At 71.4% G+C, this 15,744-nt stretch carries 14 protein-coding genes; 7 read left to right on the top strand and 7 right to left on the bottom strand.

What is annotated here, in order from left to right; all coding sequences use genetic code 11:
* Positions 1-69: 69 nt before the first annotated feature.
* Entirely contained in the window at positions 70-2,016 is a 1,947-nt protein-coding gene (locus tag ACIA1L_RS03095) for a fibronectin type III domain-containing protein (protein ID WP_396070806.1), read from the top strand.
* A gap of 125 nt (positions 2,017-2,141) precedes the next feature.
* Positions 2,142-3,731, top strand: a complete 1,590-nt coding sequence (locus tag ACIA1L_RS03090; protein WP_396070805.1) for a GGDEF domain-containing protein — start codon at positions 2,142-2,144, stop codon at positions 3,729-3,731.
* Positions 3,732-3,742: 11 nt separating this feature from the next.
* Here the strand turns inward: ACIA1L_RS03090 and ACIA1L_RS03085 are convergent, their stop codons facing one another.
* Positions 3,743-4,900, bottom strand: coding sequence for a hypothetical protein (locus ACIA1L_RS03085; RefSeq protein ID WP_396070804.1), 1,158 nt, complete (start codon positions 4,898-4,900; stop codon positions 3,743-3,745).
* A 173-nt stretch (positions 4,901-5,073) separates the two neighbouring features.
* Here ACIA1L_RS03085 and ACIA1L_RS03080 point away from each other — a divergent pair, with 173 nt between their 5' ends.
* Positions 5,074-5,952, top strand: a complete 879-nt coding sequence (locus tag ACIA1L_RS03080) for a serine hydrolase (RefSeq protein WP_396070803.1) — start codon at positions 5,074-5,076, stop codon at positions 5,950-5,952.
* Here the strand turns inward: ACIA1L_RS03080 and ACIA1L_RS03075 are convergent.
* Genes ACIA1L_RS03075 through ACIA1L_RS03060 form a run of 4 tightly spaced genes read right to left on the bottom strand, consistent with a single transcriptional unit; the run spans position 5,949 to position 8,627 of the window.
* Positions 5,949-6,515 (bottom strand): DedA family protein, encoded by a 567-nt coding sequence (locus ACIA1L_RS03075; protein WP_396070802.1) that lies wholly within the window; start codon positions 6,513-6,515, stop codon positions 5,949-5,951. The two genes, ACIA1L_RS03080 and ACIA1L_RS03075, sit on opposite strands and share 4 nt — an antisense overlap.
* Positions 6,512-7,288, bottom strand: coding sequence for an MBL fold metallo-hydrolase (locus ACIA1L_RS03070; protein ID WP_396070801.1), 777 nt, complete (start codon positions 7,286-7,288; stop codon positions 6,512-6,514). The genes ACIA1L_RS03075 and ACIA1L_RS03070 overlap by 4 nt, the downstream gene beginning before the upstream one ends.
* Positions 7,285-7,791: a DUF1990 family protein gene (locus ACIA1L_RS03065; protein WP_396070800.1), complete on the bottom strand. Its 507-nt coding sequence runs from the start codon at positions 7,789-7,791 to the stop codon at positions 7,285-7,287. Before ACIA1L_RS03065 ends, ACIA1L_RS03070 begins: the two co-directional genes overlap by 4 nt.
* 20 nt (positions 7,792-7,811) lie before the next feature.
* Positions 7,812-8,627 carry a YndJ family protein gene (locus tag ACIA1L_RS03060; protein WP_396070799.1) on the bottom strand — a complete coding sequence of 272 codons (816 nt, stop codon included), beginning with the start codon at positions 8,625-8,627 and terminating at the stop codon, positions 7,812-7,814.
* 96 nt (positions 8,628-8,723) lie between these two features.
* Between ACIA1L_RS03060 and ACIA1L_RS03055 the strand changes: the two genes are divergently transcribed.
* Genes ACIA1L_RS03055 through ACIA1L_RS03040 form a run of 4 tightly spaced genes read left to right on the top strand, consistent with a single transcriptional unit; the run spans position 8,724 to position 13,133 of the window.
* Entirely contained in the window at positions 8,724-9,677 is a 954-nt protein-coding gene (locus ACIA1L_RS03055) for a diacylglycerol/lipid kinase family protein (protein WP_396070798.1), read from the top strand.
* Between the two features lie 35 nt (positions 9,678-9,712).
* The gene (locus ACIA1L_RS03050) at positions 9,713-10,750 is read left to right on the top strand and encodes a YihY/virulence factor BrkB family protein (protein ID WP_396070797.1); all 1,038 of its coding nucleotides are present in this window, start codon (positions 9,713-9,715) and stop codon (positions 10,748-10,750) included.
* 33 nt (positions 10,751-10,783) lie between these two features.
* Positions 10,784-12,358: a phosphatase PAP2 family protein gene (locus tag ACIA1L_RS03045; protein ID WP_396070796.1), complete on the top strand. Its 1,575-nt coding sequence runs from the start codon at positions 10,784-10,786 to the stop codon at positions 12,356-12,358.
* Complete coding sequence (locus ACIA1L_RS03040; RefSeq protein ID WP_396070795.1) at positions 12,348-13,133, top strand: endonuclease/exonuclease/phosphatase family protein; 786 nt, start codon at positions 12,348-12,350, stop codon at positions 13,131-13,133. The genes ACIA1L_RS03045 and ACIA1L_RS03040 overlap by 11 nt, the downstream gene beginning before the upstream one ends.
* A 57-nt stretch (positions 13,134-13,190) precedes the next feature.
* Here ACIA1L_RS03040 and ACIA1L_RS03035 read toward each other — a convergent pair whose 3' ends face one another.
* Both ACIA1L_RS03035 and ACIA1L_RS03030 read right to left on the bottom strand, forming a co-directional pair.
* Positions 13,191-14,234, bottom strand: coding sequence for a S1 family peptidase (locus ACIA1L_RS03035; RefSeq protein WP_396070794.1), 1,044 nt, complete (start codon positions 14,232-14,234; stop codon positions 13,191-13,193).
* Positions 14,235-14,463: 229 nt separating this feature from the next.
* Positions 14,464-15,732: an FAD/NAD(P)-binding protein gene (locus ACIA1L_RS03030; protein WP_396070793.1), complete on the bottom strand. Its 1,269-nt coding sequence runs from the start codon at positions 15,730-15,732 to the stop codon at positions 14,464-14,466.
* Positions 15,733-15,744 lie beyond the last annotated feature (12 nt).

Below are 15,744 nucleotides of genomic sequence, written 5' to 3'. Positions count from 1 at the left end.
CCCGCCGTACCGTGTCGCACGCGCGTCAAGACTTGTACCTACGGTCGCCGAACAGACACTATGAGGCACGTGCCCCCTCCGCTCGCCGCCCTGACCGCCCAGGCTCAGACGCTGACGGCCGCGGGCGACCTCGCCGCCGCCCGGGAAGTCCTAGCCGGAATCCTCGACCCTGGCACCGACCCCGACCTGGCCTCGCCCGACGTGGCCCTGGCGGCCGGCCTCCTGGCTCGCATCCTTGTCGCGCTCGGCGACGCCCACGCGGCACAAACCTGGTCGCAGTTCGCGCACACCGCCGAGCACCGGCTCCACGGCCCCGACGACGAACGAACCATCGCCGCCGTGGCGACACACGCCGCAGTGCTGCACCGGGTGGGCAACCACGGCCGCGCGGTCCAGGTCTATCGCGGGCTCGTCGCCGCACTGACCACGCTGGACGGCCCCCTCTCCGACCGGGTCCTCGCCGCCGAAGCCGACTTGGCAACAGCCGAGCACGCCGCGGGCCAATGCACCGCCGCCCGCACCCGCCTCACCGGCGCCTGGAGCCGGCACCGCGAAGCACACGGCGACACTTCCCCGGCGGGCATCAAAATGCTGGCGCGCCTGGGCGCCATGGAACGCGAATGCGGCCGGGAAGACACAGCGCTCAGCCACCTCACCCTCGCCCAGGAGCTGTGCGCCCGGCACCTGCCCACCGGCCACTCCCTCACCGAGCAAATCGCCCGGCTGACCGGCAAACCCGCCTCCGGCCAGCACCGCTGCGGCCAGGTCCAGCGCTCGACCGGCCCCGACTCCCCCGCCATCTTCCGCCCCAGCCCCGCCGCAAACCACCCCCTACCCGGCGCCGACCCGGCCCCCAGCCAGCCCGGCGTGTCCGACAACCCGCCATCGACCGCCGGGCAGCCGTCTTCGCTCGGCGCTGGCGCCCCGGTCCCCGCCGGGCCGCCTTCCATCGGCGCTTCAGCCACCGGCCTCAGCCAGCCAACGGCCACCACGGGGTCAGGCCCGGCCGACCGACCCTCCCCCACCGACGGGCCGGCGCACACCGCGGATCAGCCGTGGCCCGGCCCCGACTTCCACCCCGCAGCACATCGACCGTGGCTTGGCGCCGACCACCACCCCGCGGCAGACGGTCCGCTTCCGGACGAGGACCTGACCCCGGTGACCGCGGTGCCGTTCACCGAACCCGCGCCAGCCGAGGAAACAGCCCGCGAGGGCCGGGAACCCACGGGTGCAACACCGGCCTCAGCACCGACAGCGGCGACGTCAACAGCACCCGCGGGAGCGGCACCGCGGGGAACGCCGTTGGGGGGAACTGGTGTGGTCGTCGGGTCGGAGACTGCTCCCGGCGTGTACCCGGTGGGCCCGCCGAGCGCAGGGCCGGGGCTGGCGCCGATGCCGCTTTCCCAGGTCGGGTCCGGCGCCTCGACCGGCGTGTACGTTCCCCGGCAGGAGGACCGGTCGGCCACCTTTGTCAGCCCAGCTCCGGAGTTGTGGCCCGAGCCGGCGGACCGGGCCGGTGCGCCGGTCGTGGAGCGCTGGTCGCCCGTACCGAAGGATCGGTTGGCGAGCCGGCAGCCCTTCCTGCTGGCAACCGTGCTGGTGGCCGGGGTGGCGGCCGCGGCCGCGATTGTGGCGGTGACCTTGCCGCGCGGCGACCGGGCTTCCACGACGCCCACCGCGCCTGTCCCGTCGAGTGCCGCCGAGCGTGGTTCGTCGAGTGCCCCGGCCGAGCCGCCGCCGGTCGACGCGCTCGCGCCCGTGGCTGTCGCGCTGCGTGACAACCGGGACAGCGTGTCGCTGACCTGGCGTTATCCGCCGGGATCTGAGGGGCCGGTGCTGATTTCCGGTGGTCGCGAAGGACAGGAGCAGCGGGCGTTCCAGCAGCTCGCGGCGGGCACCACCGAGTACGTCGTTTACGGCCTGAACGAGCAAAACGACTACTGCTTCACGGTCGCGGTGGTCTACACCGTCGACAAGGTGGCTGCGTCGTCGGCGGTGTGCACCCAGCGGCGCTGACGAGAATGTGACGCAACTAACTCAGACCGTGGTCGACAACACCTCACAACCGCCGTGGGCGAGCCGATCAACTCCGCATACCGAAGACCCCTGCCGGGGGTACGACCGGGAAGGCGGGGACGCTTGTGACGACCGAGGCGGCCGAGGTGGCCAGCACGGCCCTGGCCGACGACAGCCGTACACAGCTCGAGGAGACGCTCGAGGAGCTCGAGCAGCGACCCGTGTCCTGGTTTCGGAGCGTCACTGTGCCCGCCGCCGCCGTCGAACGCCGTGCGGTGGCGCTCGGCTACGAGGATCTCGCGATCCGGGCCAAGCTGCTACGCGCGGGCGTGCTCATCCGTGAGGGCCGGCTGGAACGGGGTGGCCGCTGGGCGCACCAGGTGCTCGCCTGGGCGCAGGAGCACGAGAACCCGTTCCTGCTCGCCCGCGCGCACCGCATCCTGTCGACCTTCTACGGCCAGATCGGTGACCGTTCCGAGGCGCTGACCCACGCTGTCCAGTGCAATGCGCACCTGACCGACGACGAGCCGCCGAATGTCCGGGCGCGGCACCTCATGATGCTCGGCATCGCGCTCGATGAGAGCGGCTCGACGGAGGAAGGCGACCGCCGGTTCCGCGAGGCGCTGACCATCGCCACCGCCGTCGGTGACCTCGAGCTGACGCTGAACATTCTCAACAACATGGCGTATACCGCGTACGAGAAGGACGACGAGGAAGCGGCGCGGGAGCTGGTCCGGCGGATGCGTGAGGTCGGCGCGCGCAGTTCGCGCAGCCTCAGCGCACACGAGTTGGACACCGTTGCGCGCATCGAGATGATGAGCGGTCGCTACGACGTGGCCGAGGAGACGCTCAGCGTTCTGCTCGAAGCCGATCAGTCGAAGGTGGAGTGGCACGAGGGCGACGCCCCGGCCGTCTGCCTACTCACCCTCGCCGAGGCCCGCCGGATGAGCCGCCGCTATGCCGCGGCACAGCAGGCCCTGGACACCGCGGTGAAGATCGCCGAAGAGCGCGGTCTTGACCGGGTACGCGCCCAGGCCCGCGAAGAGCAGGCCGCCCTCTACGCCGCCACCGGCCGGTTCCGGCACGCGTACGAGGAACACCTGACGTTCCACAAGGAGATGGCGGCGCTGCATTCCGCCCAGCGGGAGGCCCGCGCGCGGGCGTTGCAGGCGGTGTTCGAGGCCACTGAGGCGCGCCGCGCCAGCGAGCACTTCCGCGAGATGGCCCACCGCGACGCCTTGACCGGCCTCTACAACCGCCGTTACGTCAACGACCGGCTTCCCGCGCTGCTCGGTGAGGCACTGGTGCTGCGGGCGCCCATCTCGATCGCGATTCTCGACCTGGACCACTTCAAGCGGGTCAACGACACCCTCTCGCACAGCACCGGGGACGTTGTCCTCCAGCAGATCGCCGAGCTGTTGTCGGAGACGGCGGGCAGCACGATGATCGCGGCCCGGATGGGCGGCGAGGAGTTCCTGCTGATCATGCCGGGCACGGACGCGGAGGAGGCCGCCGAGCGCTGCGAACGGCTGCGCCTGCGCATCCGCGCGCACGCCTGGGAGCCGGTGACCGGCGCCCTGCCGGTGACCACCAGCATCGGCGTGACCACCTCGGACGACGGCCGCGGCTCACCGTCGTCACTGCTCTCCCTGGCCGACCGCAACCTTTACGTCGCCAAACGCGAAGGCCGCGACCGCGTCGTCTCGGACGTCTGACCCAGGGTTACTCAGCGGCCGCCGGGGAGGTTCTCCTCGGCGACCCGCTCTTCGCCACGGCGGCGAAGCAGTTTCAGGCCGGGCAGGCCGACTATGGCCAGGTGCAAGTCGTTGGTGACCGCCAGCAGGGCGTGCAGGTCCGGTCCGACCTGATCCAGCTTGCCGAGCAACGGCAGCACATCGTTGCTGAGGTGCTCCCGCAGCCGCGGCAGTTCGTCGATCATCTTGATCGCCGCTGTCACTTCCTCCGGGGTCAGCTCTTCGACGAACCGGGCGGCCAGCGGAGCGGCCTGGCGCAGCGTCGGGGCATAGCCGTCGAGCAGTTCCTTCGCCTCGGTGGAGGTGCCTTCCGCCTGGGCCACCACGGCGGCAGCAGCGTTGGTGATGGCGGCGACCTCTTCGACGGCGTTCGCGGCCGCGGCCAGGATCGCCGTGGTCTGCCGGATGGCCTCCGCAGCGTCCGTCACCGTGCCACCGGCACCGGCGACCAGCGCCTCGGCTTCGCCCGCCGTGCGACCCACCCGCCCCATCAGCGTCTCGGCCTCCCCGGCGGTGTGGTCCACCCGGCCCAGCAGTTTTTCCGCCTGCCCGGCGGTCCGCTGCGCGCTGGCTATGACCGCGTCGGCTTCGGCGGCGGTCGCCCCCACCCGCACCATCAGCGAGTCAGCGCCGGAAACCGTGCCGTCGACCCGCTCCATCAAAGAGTCGGCACCCGCGACCGTCGTGCCGACCCGGGCGACCAGGGCGTCAGCGGTCGCGGCTGTCGTATCCACCCGCGCGACCAGCGCATCGGCGGTCACGGCCGTCGTATCCACCCGAGCCACCAGGGCGTCAGCGGTCACCGCTGTGGTATCCACCCGGGCCACCAGGGCGTCGGCACTGATCGCTGTGGTGTCGACGCGGGCCATCAGGGTGCGGGCGTCGCCGACCGTGGTGTCGACCCGGCTGATCAGGGACTCGGCGGCCCCGACCGCGTTTTCGACCCGGTCGATCAGGCCGCCGGCCCGTTCGGCGAGCACGGTGACCCGGCTGACCAGGAGTTCCGTCTGGCCGAGGAGGCTCACTAGCCGGACGGGGACGGTGGCTGCGGTGGCGGCCGTCTCGACCACCTGCCCGACGGCGTACCGGGCCAGGTCGACGAGTGCTGCGGGGGTGGGCAGGAGGGCCATGTCCCCCATTGTGCCCGTCGAGGCAACGACCAACCCCCATGGTGATCATGCGAATGGTGTGACTCGTGGTGCCGGAAACATTGCGTGACGTGGAACTCGCGTTTGGGATCTCGCGCTGACCACGGCAATATGCAGGGGTGCGCCGTCGGAAACCTTGGCTTGTCGCGTTCGCGATGACGATCATCGTGAGCGGTGTGGGCCTGGTGGGCTTCGGCGTCCGGGACGGTCGCGGCGCTGCCGGGCTGCTGCCGAGCGCGCTGACGGTGGGCGAAGAGCCGTCTCCGGCGCCGAGCGGGCCCAGCCCCGAGGAGCTCGCGGCCAAGGAGCGTCGCCAGCGCGTGGACCGGTTGGACGCGGCGCTGAAGAAGGTCGCCGCGGACGCCCCCGAGTTCGCTGTCGCCGTTCTGGACGCGCGGACCGGCGCCCGCTACTCGTTCCGGGGTGCGGCGACGTTCGACACCGCGAGCATCGTGAAGGTCGAGGTGTTGACCTGTCTGCTGTTGCAGGCCCAGGACGAGGACCGCGACCTGACCGAGGGCGAGACGGCCCTGGCCGAGCCGATGATCCGCAAGAGCGACAACGACGCCACCTCCGAGCTGTTCGAGCGGGTGGGCGGCCGGGTGGCGATCACCCGGTGCAACGAGCGCCTGGGGCTGACCGAGACCGTGGTCAACGCCGCGTGGGGGCTGACGAAGACCACGGCGGATGACCAGGTCACCCTGCTCAGCGAGCTGGTGGACGCCGAAGGCCCGTTGGATGCCGACTCTCGCCGGACCGCTTTCCTGATGATGAACACGGTCGTCGAGAGCCAGCAGTGGGGCGTGCCGCGGCTTGCGGAGTCGGGCGAAACGGCAACAGTCAAGAACGGCTGGGACACGCGTACGGCGGACAGCGGCCTGTGGGCGGTCAACTCGATCGGCCGGCTCGTGTCCGCCGACGAGCACACCGACGTGTCGATCGCGATCCTGTCGCACGACAACTCGTCGATGAGCAACGGCATCACCCTGGTCGAGAACGTCGCCGAGCTGACCCGCAGGTACCTGGAGTTCTAGGAATTGGCGGTCGCGCGCCGCTTGTGCACCAGGTTCACCAGCTGGCCGATGACCAGGACCAGGATGATCGCAGCGACCACGCCCTCCCACGGCTCCGGGAAGATCGAGCCGCCGGCCACTCCGATGCCGGCGTAGACCGCGGACCAGAGGGCGCAGGCCGGCAGGTTGGCGACCACGAAGGTGCGCCAGCTGAGGCCGAGGAACGCGGCGGCGAGCAGGACCGGCACCCGACCGCCGGGCAGGAGCCGGGAGACCAGCAGCACCGGAATCTGGCTGCGCTGCAACCGCTCCTTCAAGGGCACCAGGTGCTCCTCGTCGCGCAGCCAGCGCAGCCGCCGCGCAAGTTTTTCACCGCCGGCACGGCACATCGCGTACATGACGAGGTCGCCGACGTAGGCGCCCGCCGCGCCCGCCGCAATCACCAGGACGATGAGCAGCGGGTGGTCGTGGAAGGCGAGGGCTGCCGCGCCACTGACCGCCGCGCCGGTGGGGACGATGGGCACGATGGCGCCGAACGCGACGATGCCGAACAGCGAGGCCAGCGCGCCGAGTTCGGAGATCACGCGGCCGACTCGATGGTCAGCGTCTCGCCCTGGGCCAGCACCCGAACCTGGGCGTCGGGTGCGGCGGTCGCCGCGATGCGGGCGAATTCGGTGCCCGGGTCGCGGAACATGTGGGTGCGGACCCGTGCCATCCCGATCGGCCAAAACGTGCCGTAGTGCACCGGCACCGCCCAGGCGGCCTTGACGCGGCGCAGGGCCTCCGCACCGTCGGCCGCATCCAAGTGGCCGTGCGCGGCCAGGGTGGGGCCCCAGCCGCCGACCGGGATGAGGGCCAGGTCGAGCGGGCCGATCGCGGACATGCCGTCGAACAGGCCGGTGTCGCCGCCGTACCAGGTGCGGCTGGCGCCCTCGACGACGAAGCCCATCGCCACTGAGCGCAGTCGCGACCAGGGGCCACGGCCGCCGTCGTGAGCGGCGGGGACCGCACGGACCGTTACCGCGCCGACGGTTGTCTGCTCGCCGGGGGCCAGTTCGACGCAGCGGTCGCCGTACGCGCGGCCCAGGTTCTTGGCGACGAAACCGGCCGAGCCCCGGGGCACGATCAGCTGCGGCTCACCCGGCACGGCCTTGAGTGACGGCAGGTGGAAATGGTCGGCGTGCAGGTGGGACAGCAGCACCGCGTCGGGGGCGCCGGGCAGCGCCGGCGTCGGCCCGGCGAGGCGGCGCAGGTGGATCAGCCGGTCGGTCAGCACCGGATCGGTCAGCAGCCGCACACCCGAGTCGGCCAGCCACATCGTGCTGTGCCCCCACCAGGTGACGCTTGTCTCGGTCACGCACCCACCGTACGGGACCGGGCGCACAGGGCTCGCAGGGCGCGACCACACATCCGGGCGTACGCGTGTTGGGCGAGCACCGCGACCGGACCGCCGAGCCGCATCAGCAGGCGCGCGGGCCGGCTGAAGGCGGTTACCGAGAACCACACCTCGCCCTGGGCGTCGCGCTCGACCAGGAACGCCTCCTCGCCGCTGGCTTGGTGGCCGGCCAGTGTGCCGTACCCGAAGCCGGCCCGGTCCGGCTCGTCGACGGTCCACACGACCTCGCAGGGGACGTGCAGCGGCCCGGCGCCGACGGTCAGCCGCACGCCCGGGGCGGCCCGGTCGGCAGTGGTGTTCATCCGTGCACCGGTGCGGCGGTGCATCCGGAACGTGAGGATCGCGCCGGCCGCGCAGTCAAAGGCGTCGCGCCCCAGCCGGGTGCGGTAGTGCAGGTGTCGGTAGCCGGCCGGCAGTGGTTCGTGCCGGGTCGCGCCGACCTCGGCGTACGTGAATCCGGTCATCGGTTTCCTCTCCTTGTCTCTCACACCATTGCCCCAGCGCGGCGCCAGCCCACCATGCCGCACACCGCGAATCCGAGTGCGTTTGCCACCCCGTGCGTGGCGGCCATCCAGGCGAGCGACGGGTGGGGCAGGCCGGTGGCTTCGCCCAGCGCCCAGCTCACCGCGAGGATCATCGAGGCGGCGAGCACCACTGCCGAGCCACCGAGCAGGACGGCGGTGAGCCGATCCGGGACCGAGGTGCGGGCGTGGGTCCAGACCAGCGCGCCGACAGTCCACATGCCGGCGGTCAGCACGAGCGCGCCGGCGAGCTCCACCCATTCGGCGGTGAAGTAGCCGAGGAACACGATCATCGTCCCGGTGGGCACGGTCAGGGCCGCGGCGTCGGCGGCCGTTCCGGGCCGGATACGCGTCTGCAACGCGGCGATCAGCGCTGCCGCGAACCCGGCGAAGTGGAAGTGCGCCACCGTCAGCGACAGCACGCCCAGCTCGAACCCGAACAGGTGATATCCGCTGCGCTCGGCGACCAGGGCGCTCGCGGCGATCGCCGGACCGATCAAGGCGGTCAGCACCGCGGCTTCGGCGGGCCACTGGCTGCGGGGGCGGGTCGGTCTGCTGATCGCGTACGCACACAGCACCGCGGCCGTGACCGCATAGCCGGTAGCCAGCGCCGTGGCGATGTCGCCGCGCGGCAGCCACAGGCTGACCGCGCCGGCGACCGCCCCGTAGGGCCAGACCCGGCGGGCGAGGTTCGCGGCTGGATCGTCGAGCATGCGGAGCCCAGCCGGAACGACGACCAGCATGCCCACCGTGACCAGCACATTGACCAGTGCCCACATGACGGCCCCCTTTTTGAACGCGTTCAAGTACTGCAGCCACTGTAACCCCCCTGCGCCCGGGTCGCCGATGTGATCCTCGTCCGGCACACTGTCGCCGTGAATGCACCACGGACCGCCGTCGTCGTGAACCCCGTCAAGGTCCCCGACCTCGACCGGCTGCGCCGCACCATCGTCGACGGGCTCGCCACCGCGGGCTGGCCCGAGCCGCAGTGGTACTCCACGACCCGCGAAGACCCGGGCTACGGGCAGGCCCGCACCGCCGTCGAGCAAGGCGCCGAGCTCGTCTTCGTCTGCGGCGGCGACGGCACGGTGATGGCCGTCGTCTCGGCCCTCGCCGGCACGGACGTCGCACTGGCCGTCATCCCAGCCGGCACGGGCAACCTGCTGGCCGCCAACCTCGGCCTCAACGGCGACGTAGCCACCGGAGTCGAGATCGCGCTGCAGGGCGGCCGCCGCCGGATCGACGTCGGCGTCTGCGGCGACAAATGCTTCGCGGTCATGGCCGGGATGGGCTTCGACGCCCAGATGCTCGAAGGCACCTCCGAGACCGCCAAGAAGCACATCGGCTGGATCGCGTACGTGGGCGGCGCGCTCAAACACCTCCGCGACCGGCCCATGCCCGTCGTCATCTCCCTCGACGGCAAGCCCGCGCTGCGGCGCCGACCCCGGACGGTCATCGTCGGCAACGTGGGCCGGCTGCAGGGCGGGGTACGGCTGCTCGCCCAGGCCGACCCCGCCGATGGGCTCCTCGACGTCGCGATCCTCAGCCCCCGCAACCTCGCCCACTGGGCCGCGCTGAGCTGGGCCGTGATCCGGCGCCGGGAACGCATCCCGCGGATGGAGACGTACACCGCCAAGCGCGTGGAAATCCGTGGCCTGCAACCCCAGCCCCGCCAGCTCGACGGCGACCTCATCGAGCCCGGCGCGAGCATGTCCATCACCGTTCGCCCGCGTGCGCTCCTGCTCTGCGTACCGCAGCCGGCCGGCGACCCCGACCTCGCGTACGACAGCGGCGCCGCCGAGAAGGCCGCGGCGGAGCGGTTGAAGTGAGAAGGCCGCGGCGGAGCGGTTGAAGTGAGGAAGCCATGAGCAGTACCGAACCCGTACCCGAAACCAAAATGATGCCGGGCGATGAGCTCTCGGCGGACGACGCGTTCCTCGCGTTGCGGCACTACGGGCGGTGGCATCTGCTGCGGGACGCGTTCGTGCGGTTCCGGTACGGCGATGGGTTCAGCCACTCGCGGGCGCTGGCGCTGCAACTGTGCCTGGCGGTCGTACCCTTCATGATCGCTCTGTCCGGTCTGGCGACCGACCTCGGCGCCGAGGAGGGCGGGCAGGTCGTCGCGGACACCGTCCTCGAGCTCACGCCCGGCGCCAGCGAGTCCCTGGTCCGGGATCTTCTGCAGGACGACGACCGCACCGAGGACGCCGGCGAACTGGCGTTGGTGCTGGGTCTGATCACCGGACTGGTCGCGTTGACCACGGCGATGGCCCAGATCGAGCGCGGCGCCAACCGCATCTACGGCGTGGAACGCGACCGCAAGGCCCTGCACAAGTACACGCGGGCCACCGTCCTCGCCCTTGTGGCCGGCCTGCCCGCGCTCTTCGGCTTCCTGTTGCTCGTGGCAGGCCACGCCACCGGCAACTCGATAGCCCGGCAGTCCGGCTGGAGTTCCGGTGCGGAGCTGACCTTCGAGATCGTCCGCTGGCCGCTCAGCCTGATCCTCATCGTCTTCGCGGTCGGACTGCTGTTCCGGCATTCCCCCCGGCGCCGCCAGCCCGGCCTCACCTGGCTGCTCTTTGGCGCCGCCCTGTCCACCGTGCTGTGGTGGGTCGCCAGCCTGGGACTCGCCGCGTACGTCATGTTCAGCGGCGGCTTCGGTGCCACCTACGGTCCCCTGACCGCGATGATGGCGCTGCTGCTGTGGGCCAACCTCACCGGCATCGCCCTGTTCCTCGGCATCGCCTTCGCCGCCCAGCTCGAAGCCCAGCGGGTCGGCATTTCCCGCCCGGCCCTGCAGGACCGTTGGGAGCCCGGCTCCGACGATCCGTCAGCTGACTCCGCCGCCCCCGCGCAGGCCGGGGCCGGCGAATCCGGTGTACCGAAGGAGACGGCGGGGTAATCCGGGCGCACCCCCGAGATTGCAGGAGCTCGCATGGTCACCGACGAGCAGGACAGAACGGCCGTTCCGGAGCCGGCCCGCGGCAGACCGCTGGCCCACTTCGCCGAACGCAGCGTTCTGGGCCTGCTCGTCGTCATCACGCTCGGCCTCGGCTTCGGGCTGCTGCTGCTCCTCGTTCGCGGCAGCTGGGGTCCCCTGGCCCGCCTCGACAAGGGCGCCGCCGACGGCCTCAACCGCCTGGTCGCACCGCAGCCCGCGGTGGTGGACGCGCTCGACTTCGTCGCCCGCGCCGGCGGCCGACCGATCATGATGTGGCTGGTCACCATCGCGGTGGTCGCCCTGCTGATCCGCAAGCGCTTCCGACTCGCGATCTACCTGGTGGTCACCGGAGTCGGCGCGCTGCTGCTCGACCCGTCGCTCAAAGCCCTGATCGATCGGGTACGCCCCGTCGTCGACGTCCCGATCGCCACGGCGCCCGGCAACAGCTTCCCCAGCGGCCACGCCCTCGGCTCCATGATCGTGTACGGCTCCCTGCTCCTCGTCTTCCTCCCGGCCGTCTCGGCGCGACACCGCAAGTGGTTCATCGCCCTCGTGGCACTGATCGTCACGGCGATCGGGATCACCCGGATCTCGCTGGGCGTGCACTACGTGTCGGACGTGCTCGCCGGGTGGCTGCTCGGCGCGGCTTGGCTGGGTGTCACCGCGTACGCGTTCCGGGTGTGGCGCCGCGAGATCGGGCGCCCGGAAGTCCCGCTGGAGGACGGCCTGGAGCCGGAGGCCGGGGACGACGTGCGGCCCGGCACGCGAGGCGAGCACCTGCTGCCGCACCCGTGGGCGGGCGCGATGGAGATCCTGGTCGGTTGGGTGTTCGTGTTCGGTCTGCTCTTCCTGCTGGGTTGGACGCTGACGAACAAGACCGAGGGCACCTGGCTGGGCCGCTTCGACGACGGCGTGCCGACCTGGTTGCAGAGCATGCGCACCCCGGCGTGGGACGACGTGAGCTACGCCCTGAGCAAAGCCGGCGACACGCACGCTATTTTGCTCGTCTCGCTGGTTTTCTGCCCGCTTGTCCTCGCCATCTGGCGGCACTGGCGGATGGTGCTCTACATCGTGCTCGCCATGGTCGGCGAGCTCACCCTGTTCCTGTGCACGTCCGCCGCCGTGGACCGCCCGCGTCCCCCGGTCGAGCAGCTCGACGGCAATCTGCCCACCTCATCGTTCCCCTCCGGCCACATCGCCGCGACCATGTGCCTGTACGCCGCCATCGCTGTCCTGCTCTTTCCGCGCCTGCGCCAGTACTGGTGGCGGTGGATCTTTGTGGGGCTCGCCGTGGTGATGCCGCTCGGCGTGGCACTGTCCCGGATGTACCGCGGGATGCACCATCCGACCGACATGATGGGCGCCGCGCTGCTGACCGCCGGCTGGCTCACCGTGCTCTACTTCTCGATCCGCCCCAACGCCGACGTACGCCCCCACTCCGCGGTCCGTGCCTCGGCGAACAACGATCCGGCAGGCCGCGACTTCGCCAGCCGGGCGACGGCGGCGACGCCTGGCGGCCCTGCCAACCTCGATGCCGGGAGCCGGGCGGAGGCGCGCGATGGCGATTAGCCTGCTCACTTGGAACATTCGGACCGGCGGGGGCGGGGGCCGGCTGGCGGCGATCGTGGCCTTGCTCCAGCGCGAGCGTCCCGACCTGATCGCGCTGCAGGAATTGCGGGACTTTCAGCGGCACGACGGGCACCGCATGCGCGACGTGGCGGACGCCCTCGGCATGGTGGCGCACCTCGCGCCTTCCGCTTTCGGCCAGCCGGTGGCAGTTCTGGTCCGGCCGCCGCTGACGATCGTCGGTCGCTCTGCTGTCCGTTGGCGGCTGCATCATGCGGCGGCCGCTGTGCAGGTGGCGACCGAGGCTGGACCGCTGACCGTGGTGAGCACCCACCTGAATCCGTTCCGGCCGTACCGACGGATGCGCGAGGCCCGGTGGCTCGCTCACCGCTATCGCGGACCGCTCACGGTGATCACGGGCGATCTCAATGCGCTGGATCCGCACACCGCCCACGCTGAACGCCTGGCGCAGTTGCCGCCGCTCTTTCGCCGACGTCACCTCGGCAGCGACGGCAGCCCGGACACTCGGGCGATCGAGGCCCTGAGCGCGGCGGGGTTCGTCGACGTATGGCGGGCAGCCGGCGAGGGCGACGGGCTCACGGTGCCGACGACGCGCGGCGGCGGCCGGGAGTTCTCGAACTGCGGCATGCGGCTGGACTATCTGATGGCTCGACCCGCAGTCCGGGTGATTCGCGCCCGGGTGATCCGCGGAGACGAGACCGAATGGGCCTCCGACCACTATCCCGTGCGGGCAGAGCTGGATCTGACGGCCGCCTGACCGGTACGCCGGAAAGGCCCCGGCGGGCGGCCGGGACCTCTCCGGGTGGGGATGGGATTAGAAGACCGAAACGCCGTAGACGCCGAGCGCCTCCGTGACGGGCTGGAAGAACGTAGTGCCGCCGGAGGAGCAGTTGCCGCTGCCGCCGGAGGTCAGGCCCATGGCGGTGGTGCCGGCGTAGAGCGGGCCGCCCGAGTCGCCCGGCTGGGCGCAGACGGTGGTGCGGATCATGCCGTAGACGGAGCCCTGGGCGTAGTTCACCGTCGCGTTGAGAGCGGTGACCCGGCCGGAGTGGGTGCCGGTCGTGCTGCCGCGGCGGTAGACGGTGGTGCCCACGGCCGGGGTGCCCGCGCTGGTGATGTCCTGCGAGCCCACGGCGCCCGGCTTGGCGATCGTCGTGTTCGTGTAGCGGACGATGCCGTAGTCGTTGGTCGGGAAGCTGCTGCCCGACCGGGTGCCCAGCGTCGCCGAGCCGTTGGTCCAGGTGGAGCCCGCGTTGGTGCAGTGCCCGGCGGTCAGGAAGTAGTAGGTGCTGCCACTGCGGACGTTGAAGCCCAGCGAGCAGCGCGAACCACCGGTGTAGATGGCGTCGCCACCCGAGATGGTGGTGCTCAGCGTGCCGGGTACGGACTCGACGCGGGCCCTGTCGCCCAGTTTGCCCACGGTGGCCTTGACAGCGGCCAGCTTCGCGCCGGTCACCGTGCTGTCGGCGGTCACCAGGATCTGGTTGCTCACCGGGTCGAGGGCGAACGAGGTGCCGGGCGTCTTCAGGCTCACCTTGAGCGTGGCGTCAGCAGCGGCGAGTTGGGCGCCGCTACGGGTGACGTAGCGGGGAACGGCGCCCGCGGCCGTCACCGTCTGAGCGGTCGCCGCGTCCGTGACGTTCACGATGAGCTTACCGGCGCCGTCCACGTAGGAGCCGGCGGCCTGGTCGCCCAGCCGGGATTCGAGGGTCGTGGCGAGCGCGGACGGGGCGAACGTGGGATCGGCGGCGGGGCCGGCGGGGGCTGCGGCCGCGGGTGACGCGAACGCGGTGGCGGCCAGCAGGGCGGCAGCGAGGCCGGCGATCGGTCGACCAAGCTTGGAGCCGGGGGTGTGCACGGGGATCCTCCCAGGGGGACGGGGGAGGTACGCCGGGTTCCCGGCGTACCGAGTGCCACCCGTAGTATTGAGAACAATCAATGACAACTCAAGGAAACAATGTTTAACCCACTGTCACCAAGATGTCTGTCAAATCACCCCTGAGCTGGACTATTCCGTCTTACATAGCATCGAGTTATCACTCAACCGGGATGTCATGATGTTCATGAATGACATCCCGACATTGTTGTTACGCGACGCCGGCGAGGGCTGGGCGCGGGCGGAGATCGGCGGCGAGCCGGTGGGCCTGCGCCCGAATCTCCGGGACCGCCGTGGTCTCCCACTGCGCACCTCGGCGCAGCGGCCCAATCAACCACAGCCGCTCGTGCACCCGACCGTCAGCGGCGACGAGCCGGCCCGCCGGGTCGATGTCCAGGCCCAGGTCGTGCGGGCTGAGCCGAACCAGGCCCTCGTCCAGCAAGTCGCCCACGAGCGGGCCCGCGGAGCCGGGCAGCTTCCCCGGACCCGCGCAGTTCACCACAGCGGCGTAATTGGCGAGTCCCGGCCACGCGGGAACGCCACCACGGCGGATCTCCAGCAGCCCAGCCTCCCGCAGCGCCATCACCCGGGCAGCAACCACCGGCGCCATCCGGTGCCGGTGACACTCCCAGGTGCGGGCCAGATGCCGCAGGAAGGCTTCCTGCTCCTCGCGGGTCAGGGCCGTCCACAACTTGTCCAGGTACGGCCGCATGCCGTCGACGATCGGCCGCCAGTCCACCGCCTCCCCCGCCGCGGACCGTACGGCCCGCACCACGTCGCGCAGGGTGGCGCAGTCGTCCAGGTCAGGCTCGGCGGGCGGCGCCGCGTCCACGGTGTGGGTCAGCGGCAGCATGCCCCGGCGGCTGATCGCCACCACGGGTGCGGTGCGCCGGTCGTCGGCGGTCAGGGTCAGCGCGACGTCCACCGCGGTCAGACCGGTGCCGACGAGCAGGACGGGCCGGTCGGTGGGCAGCGCCTCCAGCACACCCGGCACCCACGGATCGTCGATGTAGTGCTCGTGCCCGAACGGCTGCTTTGCGGTGACGGGGCCACCGACGGCCAGCACGATGTGGTCGGCCCGGACGACGGCACCGTCGTCGAGCGTGACAGTGCCGCCATCGGCTGTGGGCTCGATGCGACTGGCCCGGGTGCGCCGAACGTCCACCCGACCCGGGTGGGCCGCAACCGCCTCATCGAAGACTTCGCGCAGGTAGCGGCCGTACTCCCGGCGCGGGCGAAACTCGGCGGGAGCAGCGCCGGACCAGCGGACGAAGTGGCTGGGGTCGTCCGGGTCGGCGCTCATCGCGCCCGCCCGGGAGTTGAGCAGGTGCCAAGGCTGGGCGTTCCCGTACGCGACTCCGCCGCCCAGCTCACCGGGCTCGATGAGGACGACGTGGTCCTCCTCGCCGCTGCGCAGCAGCTCCCGCGTCACCAGGACGCCCGAGCACCCGCCTCCGACCACCGCCACCGTGCGCCGCATGGCACCCCCAAT

Origin of the sequence: Actinoplanes sp. NPDC051859 (assembly GCF_044452725.1) — a bacterium.
Classification (GTDB): Bacteria; Actinomycetota; Actinomycetes; order Mycobacteriales; family Micromonosporaceae; genus Actinoplanes.
This window is presented reverse-complemented; position numbering and strand designations above follow the sequence as displayed.